Here is a 23,955-nt window from a genome sequence, read left to right as displayed (position 1 = left end):
TGCTCATTAAAGGTCTTAACGCGACCAGACGTTTTAATTTCTTAAAAAACTCCAGGGTGGTCTTCGACAATCTTCCTTTTAAGACTTCTCAGCAATCGTCTCTCTCTGTAAAAATTCCAATCTCTACTTTCCCTATCAAAGTTAATAATATATAGATTAGTTTACCTTCAAAATAAACTTTTGCAAATTATAATATATAAGCAATACCTTTAGCCATAAGTTTTATACACAAAATATCTCTGTAAAAAAATATCTCGACTTAAATTAATATCTCTATTTATTCAACTTTTATCCTAGAATTTTTTCATATTCTTTTATAAATTCTTCAGCCTCTTTTTCTAAAGCTCTGCTCTCTTCAATTAGTTTTTCTAATTTACCTTTTACATTTATCACAGTTTTTGGTGTGTAGTCTAGTAGATACTGAGCTGCCAAGGCTTTAATCTTTAGGGCATTTAATGATTTCTTAACCATAAAAAGATTATTTTGTAAGCTAGATCTCTTATAGTAGCCTTCTTTAATATTTTTATATCCCTTGCCTACATAAATTATGTCGTAAGAATATTTTTTATTTAAATCATCTTTTTCTGAGCCATGTGACTTATCAGATTCTTGTGGATTCACTGGCTTAGATGGTTTGTTTTTTGCATTTGCAATTGCTTCTATTAATTTATTATTTAGTTCAATTAAGTCTTCTGCTGATAAATCATTATTTTTTAGCGCTAGATCTATTTCTGCAATTACTTTCTTTAAATTTTCATCATCTATTTTTTTGCTGATCTCTACTAGCTCTTTAAGAGATTTTTTACTTCTTTGTATTTTTTCTTTAGTTTTTTCATCAGCTAAATTTTTCTCTTTTTCTGATAATGTATCTTTGGCATCAGAAGCTTCCTTTTGTGCCTCATCTAAGTCTTTTTGAGCTTCTTCTTTTTCCTTATTTGCCTCATCCAATTTTTTCTTACATTGAGCTTCTTTTTCTTTTGCTTCTTTTACCTTTTCTATATTTTGTCTAAGCTCTTCTTTTGCTTTCTCGTATCTTTCCTTGGCTTCTTTTATTTTTTGATTAATGTTCGCATCACTCGGATTTTTTTCTAATTCTGATATTTTTTCTTCAAGTTCTTTTACTTTTTGATCAGCCTCTTTTTTTGAAGCATTAACTTTTTCTAAAGTTTTTTTAGATTCTTCTAATTCTTTTTTAGCTATTTGCTCTGTTTTTTCATTAGCTTCTAACTCTTTTTGTTTTTCTAGAGTTTTTGCTTCGGCTGTCTTTATTTCTTCTTGGATTTTTTCTTTTTCTTTGTTTGCTTGATCTAGAGCTTTTTTAAGCTCTTCAATTCTTTCTTTATTATTTTCTATACTTTGTATTAATTCTTTGGATTCTTTTAGACTATCTATATAGGCTTCATCTTGTTCGTATTTAGCTAGAGCTTCTTTATAGATTTCTTCTTTTTCTGTTAGGTTTTTTGATAATTTTTCCATATTCGCTAGTTGACTAGTAAATTCTTTATCAAATCTCTCGACAGTTCCACCTATAGAGCTAGCTTGATAAGCAAAGTTCCAATCATATAATTGAGCTCTACTATCTCTAAATGCATCGGTTGCTTTTACTACTGCTCTCCAACATTCCCAATACTCATCTTTGGCTTTCTCATAATCATATAAAGGCCCTTTTACATTGTGAAAATAATTATCTTTATTGCTTTCTTCAAGTTCTTTTATCTTGTCATCTAGATTTTCAGATGTAATATTGCCATTTTTTATATCTTCTATTAGTTTATTTTTTGCTATAGCCTTACTTTGTTCAATTGTTTTATCATGTTCGCTTCTAATTGCGCCATTATAATTCCTTACTGAATCTAAATCTGCATTAGCCTGATCATTAAGTTCATGGCATTTTTTTCTTAGCTCGTCTCGTAGTTTGTTACATGCTTCTGCTTGCTTTTCTAGCTTATCTATTTCTTCTTGTTTTTTATTGTAACCTACGCTTCCTGGAGCAAGCCATTTTAAATCTTCTTTCGCTTTTTCTAAGCTCTTGTTAATTTCTACTAAATTTGTATTTTCACTTTCAAATGTTATTATTTCTTTATAAAGATTTTCTAGATTATTCTTATTTTCCTCTACCTTTTCCAGAGATTTTTTAGTATTGGTTTTCAAACCCTCAACTTCATTTCCTATTTTATCCAAATCTTCTTTTTTATCTTCTAGGGCATTTTGGGATTTATTTTTCGCATCTTCTAAATCTTTATTAGCTTTTTCGTAATTTTCTTCTACTTCTTTTGTTTTTGGATTATCTATGAGCTTATTTAGGTCTTCCTGTGCTTGCTTTTCTTCTGCTTTTGCTTTTTCTAGAGCATTCTTAGCTTTGCTTACTTTTGCTTCTTGAGCTTCTTTAGAACTTATGGCTTCTTTTACTTCCTTATCTGCTTTGTCTTGGTCATCTTTTGCAATTTCCAAATCTTTTTTTGCTTTTTCTAATTCTTTTTCTGCTAATTCGTTTTTATCTTTTAACTCACTAAGTTTTATAAATTCATCGCTAGCATTAGTTTGCTCTTCTACAGCCGCTTCTAAATTTTGGTAAGCTTTTTCTTTTTCATCACTAGCCTTAGCATAATTGATAGTTGCTTTTTCTACTTCTTCATCTCTTTGTTTTTTCTTATCTTCCTTATCTCTTAAATTTTCTTCTGCCTTAGATAAATCTTTTTGGGCTTCTTCTACTTCTTTTTGTAGTTTTTCGACTTCCTCACTTGCTTTTGTTAATTCTTCATTTTTAGTATTTATTTCTTCATTTTTTTCTAATGGCTTTGCTTCATTACTTGCTGCAAATGAGCTTATTGCTGGGCTTAGGGCATTTAAACCCAAAGCTAGTAAAAGTGCAGTTGCTAATTTTTTATTTTTATTTGTCATATACGTTCTCCTTTTTATTAATACATTTTTTGTAAACTCTTCTATATTTGCTAGGACATAAGCCTGAATAAATTTTGAAATTTCTAGTGAAATTTGATTGTTCAGCAAATCCTAATTCTTCTGCTATCTGACCTATTTCTTTATTTGTATTTATAAGCAATTCTTGAGCTTTCATCATCCTAATTATATTTAGATACCTCATAGGAGTATATTGAAATTCACTAATAAATTTATTATTTAGGCTAGATTTTGATATTTTAAACTTATCTACTAAAAAATCCAAACTAATATCATTAGCCAAATTTTTTCTAAGATAACTTTCAATCTCAAATATTTGATCTTCACCTTGTTTTTTATAGTATCTACTTCTATTATCGCTAATCTTCCTGTCTGATATTAAACAGATTAATTCTAAAGTTTTTATAGCAATTAAATTTTTATTTTCTTCTTTAAGGTATAAAATAAGCTGGTTTGCAGCCTCTAATAAATCTTTATCCGATGAGGTGTAGCCTACATCACTTATGTTTTTATATTTATTAACAAATGTTTGTAAAATTTTATAATAATCCTTACTAATATCGAGATTGTTAGGATTAATAACTATGTTAAAGGCAGTTGTTTTTTCTCTGTTCGTATAAGATTTTTTAGCTTTAGGTATATACTTACCTACAAAAAGTTGTCTATTAATTAATACCTTGCTATTATTGATATAAGTAAAATAATTGCCTTCATAAGAGTAGGCAATCCTATAACCATAGTTGCTGCTTTCAATTGAATTTTCCGAACTATATTTTTCTTTAAAGTCTATATATACTACATAAACTCCTGGAAAGATTAAGTAAGATCTCATTTTATTTTTTGGGGATTCTATGGATTCATAGTCAAAAATTTCTTTATCTTTTGTAGGGCAAAGCTTAAATCCCCAACTTTCAATACCTTTAACTGCCATTTACAAACTCCACCACATTCTCATCAACCATTTTTATAAATTCATAGTCATGGGTTACAATTATTACAATCTTGCCCATATTTTTCATCTCCCTAATAATTTCAATTGTCTTTTTCATATTTTTCATACAAAGACCAGATGTGGGTTCATCTAAGATAACAATCTTTTTTGGACTGGCGTAAGCTAAAGCTAAGGCAAGCCTTTGTTTTTGTCCACCAGATAAGCTTTGAGGGTGCATATTTTTCTTATCTATTAAGCCAAGTTTTGTTAAACTTTCTTCTTTTATTTTCTCATCATCTGTAACTATTGAAATTTCTTTATAAACGCTTTCTGTGAAAAGTTGATAGTTTACATCTTGCATCACAAGGGATATAAAATCCCCACTCGACTTGATTTTCTTACCTTTATAGTAAACCAAGGACTTTTGCCCTTTATTTAACTTGCACAAATTTCTAATAAAGGATGTTTTCCCTATGCCATTTTCACCTATTATAAAATAAATTCCTGGATCAAAAGAAATACTAAAGTTGAACAAAGCTTCCTTGCTATTTTTATATTTGCAATAAAAATCAAGGCATCTTAATTCATGATTATTATCATATGACTTATCATCCAAAGTCTTCTTAAACCATTTTCCATTTTTTATTTCATTTATTCCTATTTCATCTAATCTTCTTAGATTATAAGTCTTTATCAAATCATTGTTTATTTTATTTTTACCATATTCTATGAGCTTATTATCTTTAATTATACAAAGCTTATCTATTATATTTTTCAAATAATAAAGTCTATGCTCAGCGATAATTATAATCTTGCCCATATCTTTTAAACTTTTAATAATCCTTGCTAGCTTTTCAATTGCTTTTTTGTCAAGAGAGGCTGATGGTTCATCAAATACATATATATCGTTATCTAAAACAGCTACAGAAGTAATTGCCACTAATTGTTTCTCGCCACCTGATAATTTTAATAAATCCTTATCAAGAAGTTTTTCTGTTGCTAATAACTTGCTATACTTATCAATAATATGAAATATTTCATCTCTTTTTATATTTCTATTTTCCAAGGCAAAGGCTATCTCATCAAGAGAATTTACCGCATAAAATTGATTTTTAGGATTTTGAAATACCGTAGATATAAAGCTACTTCTATCTGCTATAGTCATATCCAATAGATTTTTTCCATCTATTTCAATTCTCCCACTCAATTTTGCCTTATCAATCTCTGGAATTATTCCATTTATTGCTTTGATAATAGATGACTTACCAGATCCGGATTCCCCAGTTATTACACTTACAGATCCTCTTTCAAAATTTATATTGACCTTTTCTAATATCTTATAACTTTTTTTGTCAACATCTTCATAGTCTAATCCAAAATCTTTAAATTCTAGCATATCTTTCCCCTTATAAATAAAATTATTAAAAGCAAGGAAAATACTAAAAAGACATAATCAAAAAATTTAAGTCTAGTATTTGAAATGCTAGAACGTTCACATCCTACTTTCATCCCTCTTGTCATTGCAGATATTGATACATTATCAGCTGTTTGTGAGGTTATCATTAGCAAGGGAACAAATTTATATTCCAAAATCCTAGCTGGATCTTTAAAGAAATTTTTAGCCGTCAATCCGTGCATGTAGATAGCCTCATTTATTTTTTTATAGTCCTCTTTTATGGAATAAAAAAATCTAAACATAACTGAAATTGGTATTATTATATAATCAGGAAACTTTATTTTTTTTAGAGCATAAACTAGATCACTCATAGTAGTAGTGCTAATTGTATAATAACCCATCATAAAGCCTGGTAATATACTCATAGTAATTCCACAATACAAGTTTAATATCATAGTCCATATATTTTGAGGAAGTATTAATAAGTATTTATTTCCTACAATGGCGAGAGTATTTACTACTACTCCCTTTATAAGCATTGACCATCTTTTATCTACCAAGGCAAAAATATAAGGTAAGAAGCACAAGAACATTCCTAAATAATAATAGTTATGTACTAAGCTCCCTTCAATTACAACAACTCCTACTACTATAGTTAGTAGTAGTTTTGTTCTAAAATCAAGCTTCATCTATGCCATTCCTGCTTTTATAAAGTGTTTTTTAAGTATTTTTATTCCTAGCGTACAACCTAAATAAGCACCTAATACACCAAGAGCCACGATTGGAACAAATGACCAAGTAGGCATTACTGACATTAACTTTTCCACAAAGTCTGCTTTATAACCTTGGCTTATCAAATTCTCTTTATATGAATCTCTAGCTATATATAAAGGTAATAGGTTAGTAGCAGAAAATAATGAAAAAAACATATAAGTTAATCTTGCATATTTTATGCTTTTGTAATTACCTTTTTTCATTATAAATTCTGAAACTAATGCAATGATAACAATCAGTGGAAGAGTAAGTGCTCCATGACCACTTAAAGAAAATACTAAGCCAAAAATAATGCCCATTATCAAAATCATGCCGAATTTGTCTATTTTTGTTGAATATAGCATAAAAACAGGCCCTGATACCAAGCAACAGGCAAAAGGGACGAGAGGCATGAGGACAGGTATAAAACCTATCATGCCAGCAAGCCATACTGCCATAACGACCAAAAGAGAAAATACTCCTGCATTTACTAAATCTCGTACATTAAATTTATTCACTTATAAAAACCTCCATCAGTATACAAACTCCTCAGAAAGCCTTGAGCTTTCTATCATTTTTGCGTAAGTTTTACTATTGTCCAAAAGAAATTCATGAGTTCCTAAAGCTTCGATTTTCCCCTCATTCATAACTATAATTTGATCTACATTTTGAATTGACTTCATTCTGTGAGATATGAGCACTACTGTCTTATTTTTTGTTAGTTCATTTAAAGACTCTTGGATATACTTTTCGTTTTCTACATCTAAAGAAGCTGCTATTTCGTCTAACAAAATTATTTCTGCATTTTTTAAAAATGCCCTAGCTATTGAAATCCTCTGTCTCTCTCCTCCAGATAAGTTTGAGCCATTTTCTCCAATAAGAGTTTTATATCCCATTGGAAGTTTGTTTACAAACTCGTCGCAATTGGCAAGTCTTGCAGCTTTCAAAACTTCATCATCACTTGCGGATAAGTCTCCAAGCCTTATATTATCCATAACGCTTCCATTAAATAATATTACATCTTGAAATACCATGGATATGTGGCCAAATAAATCCTTAGTGTCCACGGTGCTTATTTCTTTGCCATCTATAGATATCTTTCCTTTATCATAATCATAAAGTCTTGATAAGAGTCGAAGTACAGTTGTTTTTCCGCAACCAGATGGTCCTACCAAGGCGCTTACTTTATCTTGGTAACTATTAAAGGAAATACCATCTATTACTTTCTTGCCATCTTTATAGGAAAACTCCAAATTTTCACAAGAAATATCAAAAGATTTTATATCACTTCTTTGACCTTCTTGCATATTCGCCAATTCGATGGATTTAATTTTTTCAACTGGTGAATCTATATACATAAATTCTCCATAGTATGTTACAAATTGATCTACTCCGTCTATTAGCCTTGCCGCAGCAAATAAGTAGCCGGAAAAGTATAGAATATTTATATTACCTTCAATAAGTTCCTTTAAGCCAAAATATATGGCAAAACCCAAAGCAAATCTTGCCACTATTTGTGAAAGTGTTACCGGTATAACTTGAGATATTTCAGTAGCAACGTGTTTTTTCTCAAGCTTATTTACAAAATTAATCGCTTCTTTTTCTTTGCTTTCGCTTAAATTATAAGCTTTGATTTCTGTAGATGAGTCTATAAGCTCTTGAAAAATCCTAGCAGATTCTCTTTGATCTTTGTAATATTCTCCTGTCGCTTTCTTTTGCCTATTTTTAGATAAAAATGTCAACAATATACTTGCTAAAATCGGAATAATTATAGCCAAGGCTAGTCTAACATTTCCTATTAATAACAAAATTGAAACGATGCAAAAACTAATTATAAAACCATAAAATCCTGGGATGGAATGACTTAGACAGTGTTCTATAGTTTCTACATCCTTCATTATAGTTTGGGATAAATCTGTAAGATCGTGGCTAGCATAAAATGATAGGGGCAAATCTTTTAATTTCTCAGCAAGACTAATCCTTAAATTTGCACTTTCTTTGTAGGTCTCGTTATAGGTTGTCTTATAATCCTTATCAAGTACCAAGGCCATTATAATAGCTACAATTATATAGAACATTAAAGTAGCTTTAAGAGAAAAGTCCCCAAGACCCAACAGCCCCTGGATTGTATACATTAGTAAAAATATAGGCAACATAAAAGATAGGTTTTTAAGGGTTGAATAGAGAATAGCTATTGATGTTCCCTTTGCACCCTCAGCTGTTAGAGCAAATCTATTTTTTAAATAATCTTTCATTAGCTTATCCTCCATTGGTTGGCTTCATCATACAAATCTACAAATTGTTTGTACCTGGCTCCATTTTCCATCAAATAATCATGACTTCCTCGCTCAATGATATTTCCGTCTTCAACTACTAAAATCTCATCAACTCCACGAATAGAAGATAATCTGTGAGCTATCATAATGACTGTTTTGCCTTCCATTAGACTTTTGAAGGCTTGTTGAAGTTCATATTCATTTTCTGGATCTGCTGCAGCCGATGCTTCATCTAAAACAATGATCTTAGGATCTTTTAGAAATATCCTTGCTATAGATACTCTTTGTATCTCTCCACCTGATAAATTGACCCCACTTGCTCCAATTATAGAATCATATCCATCTTCAAACTTATCTATGAATTGATCACACTTAGAAAGTCTTAAAGCCTCATAAACTTCCTTGTCACTTGCATCCTTTTTTGCAAGTTTTACATTTTCAAAAATTGAAATTCCTTGAAATAGTTTTGGATTTTGGTAAACCATGCCAATATTATCCATCAAGGTCTCTTTTTTATAAGAGTAAATTTTTTTATCACCTAGAAGTATTTCCCCAGAATCTATAGGATATAAAGCGGAAATAAGTTTTGCAATAGTTGATTTACCGCCTCCAGATGGACCTACTAGGGCATAAACTTTATTTTCGTCTAATTTAAAAGATAAATTATCTATTATCTTGGTCTTTTTTTCATAAGAAAAACTTACATTTTTAAATTCTATAGAATAATTATCTATAAAATCATCATTTCCATAAGTAATTTTATTGGCATTCATCTCATCAAATAGATTTTCGAGATTGTCTACTGCTGTAGTTGCCTCTACGTTGTACATGCCGACATACATAATCTTCATCAAATCTGAGAAAAATAAACCCATAAACAAGGTAAAAAATAGAAGCTTAGCAGACCAAAGATAAGGATCAGCGCCATTTCTCACTACCATGTAAATAGCAATAAATATAGGCGTAATTATAAAAATATTTAATACCCATTGAAAACTTACAAAGGGCAACCTACAAGACATAGAATAAGCGTAAACCATATCTCTATAGTCGTTAATAGTCCTATATAACTTTTTAAAACCTATGAGTGGAGCATTAAAAATCTTTACAACCGGCAATCCTCTGACATATTCAACAGCCTGGCCATTAAGTTCATCAGATTTTTTCATATAAGCTATGGTAAATTCTTTTTCACCAGACATTTTATAAAGTAAAAACATAGATATTAAAACAATTATTACGAAAAATATGCCCAGATAAAGATCTATATTAAAAACCAAGATCAGCAATAGTATCGGTGTAATAATTGCTGCTGTATGGTCAGGTATTAAGTGAGCGACACTCATATGAGTTTGCTCAACATTGTTATCTATAATTTTTCTAACTTCTCCTGACTGATGAGTATCAAAAAATGTATTCGAAGCATTTATTAAATTCTTAATTCCTTTTTCCCTAAGCCTCGTTTCCAAGCTAAAAGCCGCTAAATGGCTCATCCAAGTCCCTACTATGTATAATATAGCTTGTACTATAAATAAATTTAATACATAAGATGCACTAAATTTTACACCTAAATAATCTCCTTTTGTAAAAACACTTTCAAGTATTTGCCAAATTAAATAGTAAGCATAAAATTGGACAAAACATCCTAAGGCTGTAAAAACAACTGATAATATACCATTAATTTTTTTATCTGGAATATAAGAAAATAATTTATTATATATTTTCAAAAGTATACCTCCTTATAATCGATGTATATTGATAATCAATATCATTATATAGTATATCAAAAATTATCTATTATACTTGCCAAAAATCGTATTTTATTCAAAAATCTTCAAGCTTTTATAAAATTTTATAATTTTTATAAATAATTAATGAATTTTACTAAGTAGGAAAAAATAATATGACAATACATATGTCTTAAGGTAAAATGATTGAATATAAAATATAAGAAAATATGAGGGATTAAGTAAATAGGAGGAAAATTTATGGCAAAAGCAGTTTTATTAAGAATTGACGATAGACTATTGCACGGTCAAGTAGCCAGAAATTGGATGAAAGAAGTTGGCGCTGATGTAATAGTTGTAGCAAACGACCTCGTAAGTGAAGACGAAAAACAACAACATCTTATGGACTTGGTAACACCAATGGGATCAAAATCATATTTCTTTGGCCTAAGCGAAGCTAGTACAAAAATCAAAGGCCTTGAAGAAGAGGATGCCCTAGTTTTGGTGGAAACTCCAGAAGATGCCCTAAAATTAATTGAAGATGGAGTTGAAATCGGCTCAGTTAACATAGGAAATATTCACCAAACAAGTGGCAAAGAAAAGGTAAATGAAAGTGTATTCGTAGATCAAAATGATATTGATACATTTAAGAAAATCGAAGCTAATGGTAAAAAACTAGACTTTAGAACTCTACCAAATGATCAATCTATCGATTTTGACCAACTTTTCAAATAAATGATAGAGCCAAAGCTTACAAAGCTTAGGTAAAATAATAAAATCCAAAATGAGGGTTTTGGATGCATTTAAGGAGCGTTAGGCTCCTTTTTTTATTTGGGGTAAATATTTACTAAGAACTGGACAAGGGAGGAGAAAAAATGAAAGTTATAATAGTAGGAGCTGTAGCAGGAGGAGCAACCCTTGCCACTTCACTGCGTCGCCTCGATGAGAATATAGAAATAGTAATGTACGAAAAAGACAGGGATATGAGCTTTGGCAACTGCGAATTGCCCTACTACCTATCCTACCAAATAAAAAACAGCCAAGATTTGGTCCACAGGGACAGCGAGAGCTTTGCCAAAAGATACAATATAAAGGCAAAAAACTACCACCAAGTCCTTGCAATCGACAGGGAAAACAAATCCATCAAAGTTTTGAACCAAAAATCCGGCCAAGAATTTGAAGAAGATTACGACTACCTAATACTAGCCACAGGGGCTCACGCCAATATACCTAAATCTATAAAGGGAACTGACAAAGACAATGTCTTTACCATCAGAAATGTAGTAGATGTGGAAAATATCAGAGCCTATTATGAAAATAATCATCCAAAAGAAATCTTCGTTGCTGGTGGTGGCTTCATTGCTATAGAAGCAGTCCACGCCCTAAACGAACTAAAAGATACTCAGATAAATATGTTCATCCGTGGCAAAATCCTTGGAGTCATAGATGATGAACTCAAGCCATTTATAGAAGAAAACATCATAGAAAATGGTGTAAATATAATACATGAAAAAGAACTAGTGGAAATTACTGACAAAGAAGCTATCTTTGCATCAGGCAAAAGAGTCCCTGCAGATATGGTAATACTTGGTCTTGGAATGGCTGCAAATAACAAGCTTGCAAAAGATGTTGGCCTAGAGATAACAGAAAAAGGTTCCATAGTAACAGATGATGATTACAAAACTTCAGATCCAAACATCTTTGCCATAGGTGATGTTATTGATGTCAAAAATTTCTTTACAGGTGAAAAAGAGAACCTAAAACTAGCTTGGCCAGCCCATAGGCAGGCAAAATATGTAGCCAATCTCCTAGGAGGAGAAAAAAGCAAAAAACAATCATTTATAGGTACATTCCTCTTAAAATCCTTTGACTTAAATATAGGAGTAACTGGTCTTGGAGAAGCAAAATTAGAGGAATTGGGCTATGATTATGACACAACGCTCATCTCCCACACAGACATAGTAGGGATAATGCCAGAGGCACAAATGGTCTATATGAAACTATTATTTAACAAAAATAATGGCAAAATCTACGGAGCCCAAGCCCTAGGAAAAGGAGTAGTCGACAAGAGAATCGATGTAATAGGAAGTCTTATAAAAATGGGTGGAACTATATATGACCTCTACGACCTAGAACTTGGCTACCAGCCATATTACTCAACAACCGAAGATATCAACAATGTCATAGGATCTCAGGCCATAAATATAAAAGAAGGAAGGCTCCCTCATGTAAGAATATCAGAACTAAATGATATTATCTCTGCTTATAAAATATATGACATAAGAAACGAAACTGCCTATAGGCAATGTCATATAAAGGGAGCAGAACTATTTACAGGCGATATTGAAAAATTTGAAATTCCTAAAGATAAGAAAGTCCTAATATACGACCAAACAGGAGCAAAAGCATCAAATACCATAAAAAGACTTAAAAATAGGGGCACAGAAAACGTCTACATGCTAGACGGAGGCATGGTATACTTGCGTAAATACGCCAAATACCTTAAACTTGACTTAGTTTGTGAAGAAGAATAGGAGGCAAATGTGTACAAATCATCACCAATACCACTTTTTTATCCAGGACTTAATGATTCGCCCTTTTATAGGATTCCATCTCTTTTGATGCTCAATGATGGAACTATAGTTGCTGGATCTGATCAAAGGCTTGATACTAGGTCAGACTGGGGAAAGATTAATCCAGTTTTGCTTTTTAAAAAGCCTGGCCAAGATTTTGCTGATTTTACCAAAGTCATTGATATGGATGCTAAAGGTACAACCAATGCTCCCTTTAATATCGACATGTGCCTAGTTGAAAGTGGTGATAAGCTCTATATGCTTATTGATGCCTTCAAGTCTGGTGGCAACTTTTGGGCTGCCAAAAATCAAGAATCCTACAAAAAAGTTGGCGGGGAAAAATATTTAATAATTTTTGATAGAGATGGCAATGAATTTTATGTAAAAGACGATGGAAGTGTCTATGATAATATGGATAAGAAGACAAATTTAAATATACAGATGACTGATACCATGCCATTTACTAATCTTTATAATATATATGAAGATGATAAGGTCATCGGCAATATTTATAAGGACACGTCAGACTACCAAATCCACCAAACTTCCCATCTTTGGCTGACACATTCAACTGATAAGGGTAGAACTTGGCAATGCCCAGTAGATATTACTAGGCAAGTTGCAGATCCTAGAATGAAATTTCTTGGAGCTTGCCCTGGGGTAGGACTTGCACTTACTAGTGGTCGTTTGCTTTTCCCCACCTACTATTCCATAGGCGATGATTACAATAAGGAAAATGTAGAAGTTATATACACTGACGATGAAGGCAAGACTTTTCACAGGTCAAGGTCTATCAATTTTTCCAATGACGGACTTATTGGAGATTTGGAATTCAATACATCTGAAAGCCAGCTTGTTGAGCTTAACAATGGCCATGTTATGATATTTGTGAGAAATACTTCTGGCAAGGTTCTCTATGCCGTATCAGAGGATATGGGAGAGACTTTCTCAGAACTTAGGGAAGTTGACTTTGATTCTACATCAACTTGCATGGTCTCAGTATTAAAAATCGAAAGAAATAAGAGAGAATATATACTCCTATCAAATCCAGACGGCCCAGATAGAACCAACGGCTCTATCAAAATCCTTGAAGTAAAAAATGATGGCATGCTAGAATTTGTAGGAAGAAAGATGATTAATGACAAGCACTACGGATATTCGTGCCTAGCTCACAGCCCCAAAAAAGACACCTACGCTCTTCTTTACGAACAAGAAGAATTGATAGACGGAGAGAAAAAAGATATTATTTGCTATACAGAATTTGACCAGGAATGGCTCTTTGATTTGTAAAATAAAAAATAGATGGTTACTTGTCCCCTAGCAATACGGGACTTTAACCATCCATTTTATTATTCTTCCAAAGTTGTTTCTTGCTTATCTTCTTTTAGTTTTCTTATCCTACAAGCTTTTATCCTATTGTCTTCTATGTATAGGATTTTGATTTCGTAGCCATTGTAGTCAAAGGCGACGTTTTCGCCAGCGTCTGGTATATAACCTAGCCTGTCTATTATGAAGCCTCCCAAAGAGTCGTAGTTTTCGTTGTCTTCGTCTATTTCTATTGGGATTTTCTCGTTTAGGTCTTTGATAGACATAGAAGCCTTTACTACATAGACTCCCTGCCTATTTTCCCTAAATTCGTGGATATATGACTCACCTTCGTCTAGGTCTCCTACTATCTCTTCTAGTAGGTCATCTATGGTTACAACCCCAGCAAAGCCTCCGTATTCGTCTATTAGAACGGCCATGTGGATGCGTTTAATTTGCATATCTGAGAAAAGCTTGTCTGTTTCAATCTTATCTGGTGCAAAGTATGCTGGTTTTATAAGACTTCTTAGGTGGACATTTTTGATACCAACACGACTTGCTTCTAGTAGATAGTCTTTGGTAAAGATTATGCCCAAGATATTGTCTACTTCGTCTTCATAAACTGGTATCCTAGAATGTTTAATCTTGCAAAACTCATCTAGCCAAGTTCTTTCCATATCGTTGACATCTATCATAAAGACATCTGTCCTTGCGGTCATAATCTCTTCTGCTATGAGATCGTCAAAGCCCATGATGGAATTGATCATCCTAGATTCCATGGGACGGATGATGCCTTGGTTTTCTCCTACTTGGACAATGGACCTAATCTGCTCGCTGGTCACTTCCTTTTCTACAGCCTTGGCTTCTATGCCAAATATGTTCATAAAAAAGTTTGTGACAGCATTAGTAAATTTTACAAAAGGTGCAGTTATTCCAAGTATTAATCGGCTTAGAAAGTTTGTTGCCATTGCAAGTTGCATAGGGTTTCTGACTCCTATACGCTTTGGAATTTTGTCTATAAATATTATTTTAATTATAGCAAAAATTATAATGGATAAGACAATATATGTGCTCATCCTTCCTTCTAAAATATGGTCATAAGGTAAGCGACTTATAAAATAGGTTATTATTACAAATGATATGATCATATCAATCAAATCAAATGATTGGTTTAGCTTATCTTGGTCGCTGATTATTTTTAGAAGGGATTTAGTCTTATTATCTCCTTCTTCTTCATAGATTTCTTTTAGTCTATTTGAGTTTAGTGATATAAGACTAGTGTGCACAGCTCTTATAATCGCATTTAATATTATTAGTAAAAGGATTATAGCTGCGTTTTTTAAAGTAAAATAGGGCCCAGCCTCCATTTATCATCTCTCCTTGTTAAATGTAAGTTCTATTATCTTCTACAAATTGCTTTTCATTTAAAGTATCTGTAACATCTGGGTCAGAAATAATATCTTTTACTTTCATTAGTCTAGCAATAGTAGCTCTTTCATTTTCTTCTAGTTTTGCTCTAATGTATTTGATTGTCTCTTCCAAGTCTGGAATTGTACGGTATTCTAGAGCATTAACACGACGACGTGTTGATTCTATCTCATCTGCCATTAGTTGAGTGGTCTTTTCCATTTCAGCTAATTTGAGTAGTTTTTCCATTACTTCGTTAAGGCCAATGATTGCTTGGTCGAGTCCTGCTGACGTTTCGGCATAGCCATAGGAAAACATACTTGCGTTTTCGTCTTGGTCGACCTTAAATTCCATTTGTGGAATCCTAACGCTCATGATATTTTTTACATCTATATCTACACCAACTTTTTGAGTTGGAAAGCTTACTGCAGCTTCCATAGCCTCTGGAGACATAAAGGCACTTGCTATAAGAAAGTCAGAGAAGGAGTCAGAAAGCTCTTTTTCTACTTCTTCTCTTAGGGTCTTATTCTCGCGGATTAGTATCATAAATTGACGCATGAGTTCATCTTGCTTGTCTTTTAATAATTTGTATCCACGTTTGCTTGTGCCTAGTCTTTTCTTGAGGGTATTTAGGTTCATCCTAGTTGGCGTTACTTTTAGTCTTGCCATTTTTATCACCTAATCCATATATTTTTCAATTAGGACGTCGTCAATTCTCTTAAGTTCTGATTTTGGAATAATCTTTAATAATTCCCAACCAAGATTTAGAGTTTCTTCTATAGACCTATTGGTGTAATATCCTTGGTTGATGTATTTTTCTTCAAATTCTTTGGCAAATTCTGCAAAAGCTAGGTCAGCATCAGAAAGTGCTGAGTCACCCAAGATTTTTTGAAGTTCCCTGGCATCAACACCTGATGCATATGCTGCATAAATTTGGTTCATAGTATCAGCATGGTCCTCACGAGTTTTGCCATTTCCTATACCCTTATCTTTAAGACGGGATAGGGATGGAAGGATAGAAACTGGTGGTTCCACACCTTGGTTATAAAGCTCACGGTTAAGGATGATTTGTCCTTCTGTGATGTAGCCTGTTAGGTCTGGGATTGGGTGGGTGATATCATCTTCTGGCATTGATAAAATAGGAATTTGTGTGATAGTTCCTGGTTTGCCACGAAGTTTGCCAGCTCTTTCATAGATTGTAGAAAGGTCTGTATAAAGATATCCTGGATATCCACGACGGCCTGGTACTTCCTTACGGGCAGCTGATACCTCACGTAAAGCTTCTGCGTAGTTGGTCATGTCTGTCATGATAACAAGTACTTGCATATCTTTTTCATAAGCTAGGTATTCTGCACAAGTTAGAGCCATTTTTGGTGTTGATAGACGTTCAATTGCTGGGTCATCAGCAAGGTTCATAAATAATACTGAACGGTCCAAAGCTCCAGTTTTTCTAAAGTCATCTAGGAAAAATTGTGCTTCTTCAAAGGTAATACCTATAGCTGCAAATACTACAGCAAAGCCTTCATCATCGTTTAGCACTCTCGCTTGACGGGCAATTTGTGCTGCTACTTGATTGTGTGGAAGTCCGTTTCCTGAGAAAATAGGAAGCTTTTGTCCACGAACAAGGGTATTTAGTCCATCTATGGTAGAAATACCTGTTTGAATAAATTCTGATGGGTAGTCACGGCTTACAGGGTTGATGGCTGTTCCGTTTACGTCTCTTTTTTCCTCTGGAATGATAGCTGGGCCATCATCTATTGGTTCGCCAAGTCCGTTAAAAGCACGGCCAACCATGTCTTCTGATACACCAAGTTCTAGTGGACGACCTAGAAATCTAACGCTAGTTGCGGCAAGATTGATACCTGTTGATCCTTCGAAAAGTTGGACCATGGCACGGCCTTCTTCGATTTCTATAACACGACCACGGCGGCGTTCGCCTGTTTGCATTTCAATATCTACAAGTTCATCAAAGTTGACACCTTCTACACCTTCAACAAGCATAAGAGGGCCAACGACTTCTGTAACTGTTTTATATTCTTTTAACATTATGCCTCCTTTTGCAAGCTTCCAATTTCTTGGTCAATTTGTTCTTTGATGTCTGCTAATTTTTCTATTTCTTCTTCGCTTACAAATTTAGCACGAGTGATTCTCTCGTGAACTGGAAGTTTTTCTATTTCAGATAGGTCTACTCCATTTGCAAGAGCTTCTATAGATCTGTCGTAATTGTACAAAATCAAGTCAAGCATGACATTTTGTTTGTGAAGTGAACAATAGGTATCAACATCATGGAAGGCGTTTTGTTGTAGATAGTCTTCTCTGATTGATTTTGTAACGTTAAGTTTTAGTTTATCATCATCACTTAGGGCATCACGACCTACAAGTCTTACAACTTCCTGGAGTGAAGACTCTTGGGCAAGCAAGCTCATAGCACGTTTTCTCATTGTTGAGAAATCTTCGTTGACATTTGAGTCAATATAGCTATCCATCTTGTCTTGGTATAGAGAATAAGATGTCAACCAGTTGATAGCTGGGAAGTGACGTTGGTAAGATAAGTCGTAGTCTAGTCCCCAGAATACTTTTACTATACGAAGTGTTGCTTGGGTAACTGGTTCTGAAAGGTCTCCACCTGGAGGAGATACAGCTCCGATTACTGTTAATGAACCTTTTTCGTCACGATTTCCTAAAACTTCAACCTTACCAGATCTTTCGTAGAAGTCTGCTATACGGCTGGCTAGATATGCTGGATAACCTTCATCACCAGGCATCTCTTCTAGACGTGAACTCATCTCACGAAGGGCTTCTGCCCAACGGCTTGTAGAATCCGCCATCATAGCAACGTTATAGCCCATATCACGGAAGTATTCACCAATAGTGATGCCTGTGTAGATACTTGCTTCACGGGCAGCTACTGGCATATTTGAAGTATTTGCTATAAGAACTGTACGCTCCATGATTGATTCGCCAGTTTTTGGATCGATTAGTTCTGGGAATTCGTTAAGTACGTCAGTCATCTCGTTGCCTCGTTCACCACAACCAACATATACTACCATGTCAGCATCGGCAAATTTTGCAACCTGGTGTTGAACTACTGTCTTACCAGATCCAAATGGTCCTGGTATTGCTGCAGTACCACCCTTAGCAACTGGGAAGAATGTATCTATAACCCTTTGACCTGTGATAAGTGGTTCGTTTGGATCAAGTTTTCTTCTTGATGGACGAGCCTTTCTTACTGGCCATTTTTGGATCATGTTGATTTCTTTATCACCATCTTCTGTTTCTATAACAGCTACTGTTTGCTCAACTGTGTATTCGCCAGATTTTATATCTTTTATTTTTCCACTTACTCCAAAAGGTACCATGATTTTGTGAGTAAGTACGTGTGTTTCTTCAACAGTACCTAGGACATCTCCTGCCACAACTTCATCGCCTATCTTGGCAGTAGGATTGAATTCCCATAATGTTTCACGAGATAAAGCTGGTGATGTAACTCCTCTTTTTAGGAAGTTACCAGCCAAATCTTCAAGTTTTTTAAGTGGTCTTTGGATACCATCGTACATGTGGCGAAGCATTCCTGGTCCAAGCTCAACTGATAGAGGGTGGCCTGTTGATACTACAACATCTCCAGGGCCTATACCTGTTGTTTCTTCATAAACCTGAATACTTGCAACATCTCCTCTCATCTCTATTATTTCACCGATGAGCTTATCTTTTGATACCTCAACCACGTCATAGATGTTAGCATCAGATAGGCCGCTAGCTTCTATCAATGGTCCTGATACTTTAGTAATTTTACCTTCTTTCAAATTAAGCTCCTTTAGTCTAAAATATTGGCTCCAACAGCCTTTTCTACTGACTTATTGATATCAGCAAGGCCTATGCCCATGGAACCTGTGTTTCCTGGGATTAGGATAATTGCTGGAGTCATTTGATCTCTATATTTGTCAATTGTAGATGGAATTTCTTGGGCAAATTTTTCTGTGATAAAAATCACGCCAACTTCTTCTTTGGCAAGGTCTTTAATCTTTTCACTTGCCTCATCTCCATCTATAACTGTATATACTTCTACACCGAGTGCCTTAAAGGCTAGAACTGAGTCCTTATCTCCGATTACCGCTACTCTATACATATGTTTCACGCAACCTTTCTAGGGTAAAGTCTTTTGGCAGATTGTTTAACTTTGATACGAGTATAATCCTCAAGTTTTTAATCTCTGCTTCTTTTGAAATTATATAGTTCATCAAAACTTCTGGTCCATAGGTCATTTGTTTGGCCAGCCTTGAATAGTCCATTTGATGGTCATCAATTGATCTTTCAAGGTCAAGTAGGTTTTGATCCATAGTCTTATCGCCATCTATGGCGTTAACTACGTACTTGTTGATATTTTCATTAGAAAGACTTACCACGATTTGATCTATTTCTTGTGGGAAAATCTCATCAAATCTTTCTTTTTCTATATAGCCTCCATCAATGAGAGCGCTATTAAGTTCCTCAATGTCAGAATTTTTGCTTTTTACTCTAAGCATTGTCTTTAGATTGATAAGGTCAATTCTCTCTTTGGTAAAGCGAGTCAACTCTTTAAGCTCAATTGCCTTGGCATCTTCTAAAAGCTTCTCGTAATAAGCCTTATCAAGGCTAATTTCCAAGTCTTTTGGATTTTTGCTCTCATCAAATATAGCCAATGCTTTCTTGGCATCTTCTAGGTAAGATTCGCTTGGGTTGTCCGATTTGTTGAAAGGCTCATAGCCTTCTATATCTAGTGTTTCCAAGAAATCTTTTTCTATAGCATCTTCATTTAGAAGTTCCTTTTTGATGTAGGCTAAGTCTATATTTCCTAGGTCGCTATAAAGATTTGCATAGTTTTCCTTTTGGATAATTTCCTTTAATAGGACCTTTAGGTTATGAAAGTTGTATCTTTCCCTAAAATAATCCAAAATATTGCTATCGCTAGCTGTATTTTCGATTAATTTGTAGGATTTCTTAAGCTCATCATCTAGGATTTTCTCGTATTCTTCATCCCTACTAAGGGCTTGAATGCTTTCCCTATAAGAAGAATCGCTTAGGGCGTTTAAAACTTCGCTTAGAGAGTCATAGTCAACTAGTCTTTCCAAGTCATTTTGGCTAAGGAGGTTATTTTCGTATATTCTTGTTGAGATAGATCCACCTATATAGTTATCTCTGTTCATTTAGCCCTCCTTATTTAAAAATTTCACTTGAAATTTGTTTTCTTATATCGTCAATATTGTATTTTATTATTGAAGAAAATCTGTTGTCGTATTCAATCTTTCCAGATTTGATCACAAAACCATCTTCTACGCTTTCATCTGATACTTTAAAGCCATGGAAATCTTCGTTTTTTAAGGCATTCTTGTAGTTTTTTGCCAAAAGCAGGTCCCCACTTTTGATATCAGAGTTTTTTATAGTATTTAAAACAAAGTTTTTGTAAGAAGATTCGTCGATATTTTTTAGATTTTCTAAAAGCGTATCTACTATTTGGTCTATAACCTTGTTTTTTGCAGAAATTTCTATATCTCTAGATTCTCTTTTTGCTGAAACATTTTCATTTGCTAGGATAGTTTCTGCTTCTCTATTTGCCTTATCGATAATCTCACGTGCTTTGATCTCTGCTTCGTTTTTCGATTGGTATATGATTTCGTCAGCCTTTTCTTGGGCCTCTCTTAAGATTTGATCTCTTTTAGTATTTCCTTCGTTAATAATTGACTCTAATATTACTTCAAGATTATTCATAATCTTTTCCTAATATTATGCGTTTAGTACTAGAAGTAGAGAGATTACAAAGCCTAGGATTGCGTATAACTCAACCATTACAGAATAAACAACACCTTTTACGAATTCATCTTCGTTTTTAGCAAGGATGTTTACACCTGCGATAGCAACACGTGCTTGTCTTTGTGCTGATGCATAACCTACGATTGCTACTGGAAGAGCTGCCATTAATAGGTAAAGGCCTTTTTCAAATGTAATAGCGTCCCCACCTGTAATTTGTTGGTAGATAAAGAATCCAATTACAAAGCCATAAAGACCTTGGGTACCTGGTAAAAGTTGTAGTACAAGGGCTTTACCAAATTTTTCTGGTTGGTCTACTGTCAAAGCTGCTGTAGCTTCACCTGCCATACCTACACCCTTTGCTGATCCCATACCTGATAAAAGTGTTGCAAGAGCTGCTGCCAATACTGCAAATACTATTCCACCGTTTTCAATAAAAAATTCACTCATTATTTTTCTCCTTTTCTAATGATATTAATAAATTTTGTGTCTTCGACCATCTCACGGAACTTGATTCCGCCACCTTCGTAGAATTTGTTAAACATTTCTACATAAATTAATCTTAGTGAGTGTACATAAGCTGATAAGTATGATAGGAACATATTAAATAGTTGGAATACTACAAATACTATGATTCCTCCAATAAGTCCGCCTATGCCACTGCCTGCCATCATCTTTACAATTAAGTTTACAGAATAAGCTACAAAACCACCAGATAATACTAGGGCCATAAGTCTTAGGAAAGATACAAAGTCTCCTATCCAAGATGTTATTCCGTAAAGTTCATAGGCACCGGAAGCTATTCTTCCGCCCCATGATTTTATAGCACGTCCTGCAAATAGAACTATTATTACCATGCCTGCTATCATGACGTATTTTGCTATTGGGCTTTTTGTAAGGGCTAGAGCTATAGCTCCACCTACTGCCATGTACCAGCTTATTACATCAAAAAATAGACCGTCTGGGTGTCCATCGCGTATGGCCATATATCCTTTAACGCCAAGGGCAAAGAATAAACTTATGCCACCAATAATTAAGGACATAACTATAAGGGTGTTGATGTCTTTTGTCGTATCTATCCAGCCAAATGGCACATCGATTATTCCACCAAAGACTGATCCGAATAGAAATCCAAATACACAAGTTGATATTGAGATTCTAAGGAAAAGCTTTAGGGTTTGTTCAGTGCTTTTTGGGAACTTCTTAAGTTTAAGTGCTAGTAATATTGCTATTACTCCGAGAAGTCCATATCCCAAGTCACCTATCATAAAGCCTGTAAATATTGTATAAAAAGGTGCTACTATAGCTGTTGGGTCTAGCTCGCTATACTTTGGCAAAGAATAGGTTTCAACCACGCCTTCATAAGGCTCTATGAGCTTGTTGTTCTTTAAGATGATTGGAACATTTGGATCTTCTTTTTCGGCTTCTTTTACATCTAATATGTATTTTTCGCCCAAAGTTTTGTCCAAATCAGCCTTAAAGGCACTTGTCATATCACTTGGCACATAGCCTTCTATGATATTCATCTGGCGAGTTTTTAGGAAATTTTCGCTAGATTCTTCCTTTTTTCTTTGGTTTCTTACATAAGATTGGTAGACGTATAGGTCAGGCAAATATTTTGCCATTCCTCTGATTTGCTCGTCTATTTTTTCAATCTCAGTGTTTTTTTCATCTTTTTGCTCGTTTAGGCTAGTTAGGTAGGTTGCTATATTATCATCTGCACCAATTTTAACTTTGCTAAAGCCATATTCTCTTAATACATCTTCAAATTCTTCCTTACAAGCTAGAGTTGAGACAGCTACTACATAGTAGTTTCCATCGCGCTCGCTAATCTTATAAACAAGGCTTCCATCAAGACCACGCTCTACCAAGGCTTCTTGCAAGCTTTGGTAAAATCTAGATGAAATTGTTCCTGTTTCTAGGAAAAACCTATCGGAATTATAAAGCTTGTTGATATTTATATCTATATCTTTCCAAGGGGATAGGTCGTTTACTCTAGAAGATAAGTTCTCTTTGGCATTAACTAGTTTTTCACGACTGGTTACTAGGTCTCTTAATTTCTCATAAATTAAATCGAAACCGAAGTTTGAGCCCTTTTTGTTGACTTCCTCTATAGACATCTCACTTGTCTCGGTATTGAGTTCTTCTGGCAAGTTCTTGTTATAGTCTTCTATTAGTTTTATAACATAATCTACCTTGTTGATAGATTCGTCTATTTGAGCAAGTTCTTTTGTCGCCCTAATTTCGGTCAAATAGTCTTCATCATTTTCTAGGACCAAATCGTTAAAATGAACGTAGTTAAAGTCTTGTAGGATATTTAAAAGATTTTCTCTATCAGAGTCAAAGGCTAGCAAGTTAAACTTATCCATTTTAACTATTGCCATCTCTAATTATCCTTTCTGTAAGCTCACTTATTAATTGATCTATATCACTAGTTTGATTGTCAATAATACTTTTGGAACTAGCCTTGGCCTTTTCTAGTATAGGCTCTTTGTCTAGTTGAGCTTTTTTATTTGCATCTTCAATCAATTTGGCTTTTTTTGCATTGGCTTCAGAGATTATTCTCTTGTATTCAGCATTTGCCTGATCTTTGGCATCTTTTACCATTTGCGTTGCTTGATCTTTGGCATTGCTGACACTTAAGCTTGCATTTTCTTCAGCTTCTTTGATCTTAAGTAATATATCGTCTGCCATTTTTCACCCCCTAAATAACATTAATTAAATTATACCATAAATATATAGTCTAAAATAGGCTTTGATTAAGATTTATCAATATTCAACCTCTATTTTTTGTAAAAATATAAAATGTTTTCCCTTTTTTATTTTTCTTAACTTATATATTGAAAAAAATAAGTGAATCCAAATCAATCTGGATTCACTTGTG

20 protein-coding genes and 1 other annotated feature (1 of these 21 cut by a window edge) are annotated in these 23,955 nt (G+C 33.9%); of the genes, 3 read left to right on the top strand and 17 right to left on the bottom strand.

The features are described from left to right. Positions 1-148 (bottom strand) — a binding site (T-box leader) (it extends 39 nt beyond the left edge of the window). Positions 149-288: 140 nt separating this feature from the next. From QNH69_RS02930 to QNH69_RS02900, 7 genes are read right to left on the bottom strand one after another with little or no spacing between them, the layout of a single operon-like run. Next, entirely contained in the window at positions 289-2,901 is a 2,613-nt protein-coding gene (locus QNH69_RS02930; RefSeq protein WP_282929115.1) for a hypothetical protein, read from the bottom strand. Continuing rightward, positions 2,891-3,850 carry an AraC family transcriptional regulator gene (locus QNH69_RS02925; RefSeq protein WP_282929114.1) on the bottom strand — a complete coding sequence of 320 codons (960 nt, stop codon included), beginning with the start codon at positions 3,848-3,850 and terminating at the stop codon, positions 2,891-2,893. The genes QNH69_RS02930 and QNH69_RS02925 overlap by 11 nt, the downstream gene beginning before the upstream one ends. Continuing rightward, positions 3,840-5,246: an ABC transporter ATP-binding protein gene (locus tag QNH69_RS02920; RefSeq protein ID WP_282929113.1), complete on the bottom strand. Its 1,407-nt coding sequence runs from the start codon at positions 5,244-5,246 to the stop codon at positions 3,840-3,842. Before QNH69_RS02920 ends, QNH69_RS02925 begins: the two co-directional genes overlap by 11 nt. Continuing rightward, positions 5,240-5,935: an energy-coupling factor transporter transmembrane component T gene (locus QNH69_RS02915; protein WP_282929112.1), complete on the bottom strand. Its 696-nt coding sequence runs from the start codon at positions 5,933-5,935 to the stop codon at positions 5,240-5,242. Before QNH69_RS02915 ends, QNH69_RS02920 begins: the two co-directional genes overlap by 7 nt. Beyond that, positions 5,936-6,517: an MptD family putative ECF transporter S component gene (locus QNH69_RS02910; RefSeq protein WP_282929111.1), complete on the bottom strand. Its 582-nt coding sequence runs from the start codon at positions 6,515-6,517 to the stop codon at positions 5,936-5,938. 15 nt (positions 6,518-6,532) lie between these two features. Beyond that, positions 6,533-8,254 carry an ABC transporter ATP-binding protein gene (locus QNH69_RS02905; protein WP_282929110.1) on the bottom strand — a complete coding sequence of 574 codons (1,722 nt, stop codon included), beginning with the start codon at positions 8,252-8,254 and terminating at the stop codon, positions 6,533-6,535. Beyond that, positions 8,254-10,002, bottom strand: a complete 1,749-nt coding sequence (locus tag QNH69_RS02900) for an ABC transporter ATP-binding protein (RefSeq protein ID WP_282929109.1) — start codon at positions 10,000-10,002, stop codon at positions 8,254-8,256. The genes QNH69_RS02905 and QNH69_RS02900 overlap by 1 nt, the downstream gene beginning before the upstream one ends. 261 nt (positions 10,003-10,263) lie before the next feature. Here QNH69_RS02900 and QNH69_RS02895 point away from each other — a divergent pair, with 261 nt between their 5' ends. The 3 genes from QNH69_RS02895 to QNH69_RS02885 all read left to right on the top strand — a co-directional run bounded on the left by QNH69_RS02895 (position 10,264) and on the right by QNH69_RS02885 (position 13,865). After that, entirely contained in the window at positions 10,264-10,737 is a 474-nt protein-coding gene (locus QNH69_RS02895) for a PTS sugar transporter subunit IIB (protein WP_282929108.1), read from the top strand. Positions 10,738-10,877: 140 nt separating this feature from the next. Next, the gene (locus QNH69_RS02890) at positions 10,878-12,536 is read left to right on the top strand and encodes an FAD-dependent oxidoreductase (RefSeq protein ID WP_282929107.1); all 1,659 of its coding nucleotides are present in this window, start codon (positions 10,878-10,880) and stop codon (positions 12,534-12,536) included. A 9-nt stretch (positions 12,537-12,545) separates the two neighbouring features. Next, on the top strand, positions 12,546-13,865 hold the full coding sequence (locus QNH69_RS02885; RefSeq protein ID WP_282929106.1) for a sialidase family protein: 1,320 nt from the start codon (positions 12,546-12,548) through the stop codon (positions 13,863-13,865). 59 nt (positions 13,866-13,924) lie between these two features. Here QNH69_RS02885 and QNH69_RS02880 read toward each other — a convergent pair whose 3' ends face one another. Genes QNH69_RS02880 through QNH69_RS02835 form a run of 10 tightly spaced genes read right to left on the bottom strand, consistent with a single transcriptional unit; the run spans position 13,925 to position 23,765 of the window. Continuing rightward, positions 13,925-15,247, bottom strand: coding sequence for a hemolysin family protein (locus QNH69_RS02880; protein ID WP_282929105.1), 1,323 nt, complete (start codon positions 15,245-15,247; stop codon positions 13,925-13,927). Positions 15,248-15,263: 16 nt separating this feature from the next. Beyond that, positions 15,264-15,956, bottom strand: a complete 693-nt coding sequence (locus QNH69_RS02875) for a V-type ATP synthase subunit D (protein ID WP_084593723.1) — start codon at positions 15,954-15,956, stop codon at positions 15,264-15,266. 9 nt (positions 15,957-15,965) lie between these two features. Beyond that, a complete protein-coding gene (locus QNH69_RS02870) occupies positions 15,966-17,333 on the bottom strand; it encodes a V-type ATP synthase subunit B (protein ID WP_044565096.1) in 1,368 nt (455 codons plus the stop codon). Continuing rightward, a complete protein-coding gene (locus QNH69_RS02865; RefSeq protein ID WP_282929104.1) occupies positions 17,333-19,090 on the bottom strand; it encodes a V-type ATP synthase subunit A in 1,758 nt (585 codons plus the stop codon). The genes QNH69_RS02870 and QNH69_RS02865 overlap by 1 nt, the downstream gene beginning before the upstream one ends. 11 nt (positions 19,091-19,101) lie before the next feature. Next, positions 19,102-19,413 (bottom strand): V-type ATP synthase subunit F, encoded by a 312-nt coding sequence (locus QNH69_RS02860; protein WP_282929103.1) that lies wholly within the window; start codon positions 19,411-19,413, stop codon positions 19,102-19,104. Then, positions 19,406-20,470 carry a V-type ATPase subunit gene (locus QNH69_RS02855; RefSeq protein ID WP_282929102.1) on the bottom strand — a complete coding sequence of 355 codons (1,065 nt, stop codon included), beginning with the start codon at positions 20,468-20,470 and terminating at the stop codon, positions 19,406-19,408. Before QNH69_RS02855 ends, QNH69_RS02860 begins: the two co-directional genes overlap by 8 nt. A 10-nt stretch (positions 20,471-20,480) precedes the next feature. Beyond that, positions 20,481-21,032, bottom strand: coding sequence for a V-type ATP synthase subunit E (locus QNH69_RS02850; protein WP_282929101.1), 552 nt, complete (start codon positions 21,030-21,032; stop codon positions 20,481-20,483). A 15-nt stretch (positions 21,033-21,047) separates the two neighbouring features. After that, on the bottom strand, positions 21,048-21,521 hold the full coding sequence (locus tag QNH69_RS02845; RefSeq protein ID WP_282929100.1) for a V-type ATP synthase subunit K: 474 nt from the start codon (positions 21,519-21,521) through the stop codon (positions 21,048-21,050). Further along, on the bottom strand, positions 21,521-23,455 hold the full coding sequence (locus QNH69_RS02840; protein WP_282929099.1) for a V-type ATP synthase subunit I: 1,935 nt from the start codon (positions 23,453-23,455) through the stop codon (positions 21,521-21,523). Before QNH69_RS02840 ends, QNH69_RS02845 begins: the two co-directional genes overlap by 1 nt. After that, positions 23,442-23,765, bottom strand: coding sequence for an ATPase V (locus QNH69_RS02835; protein ID WP_282929098.1), 324 nt, complete (start codon positions 23,763-23,765; stop codon positions 23,442-23,444). Before QNH69_RS02835 ends, QNH69_RS02840 begins: the two co-directional genes overlap by 14 nt. Positions 23,766-23,955: the final 190 nt, after the last annotated feature.

The sequence above is a fragment of the Anaerococcus sp. Marseille-Q7828 genome (assembly GCF_949769285.1).
Lineage (GTDB): Bacteria > Bacillota > Clostridia > Tissierellales > Peptoniphilaceae > Anaerococcus.
Note: the sequence above shows the minus strand (reverse complement) of the source record. Positions and strands in the feature narration are given on the sequence as shown.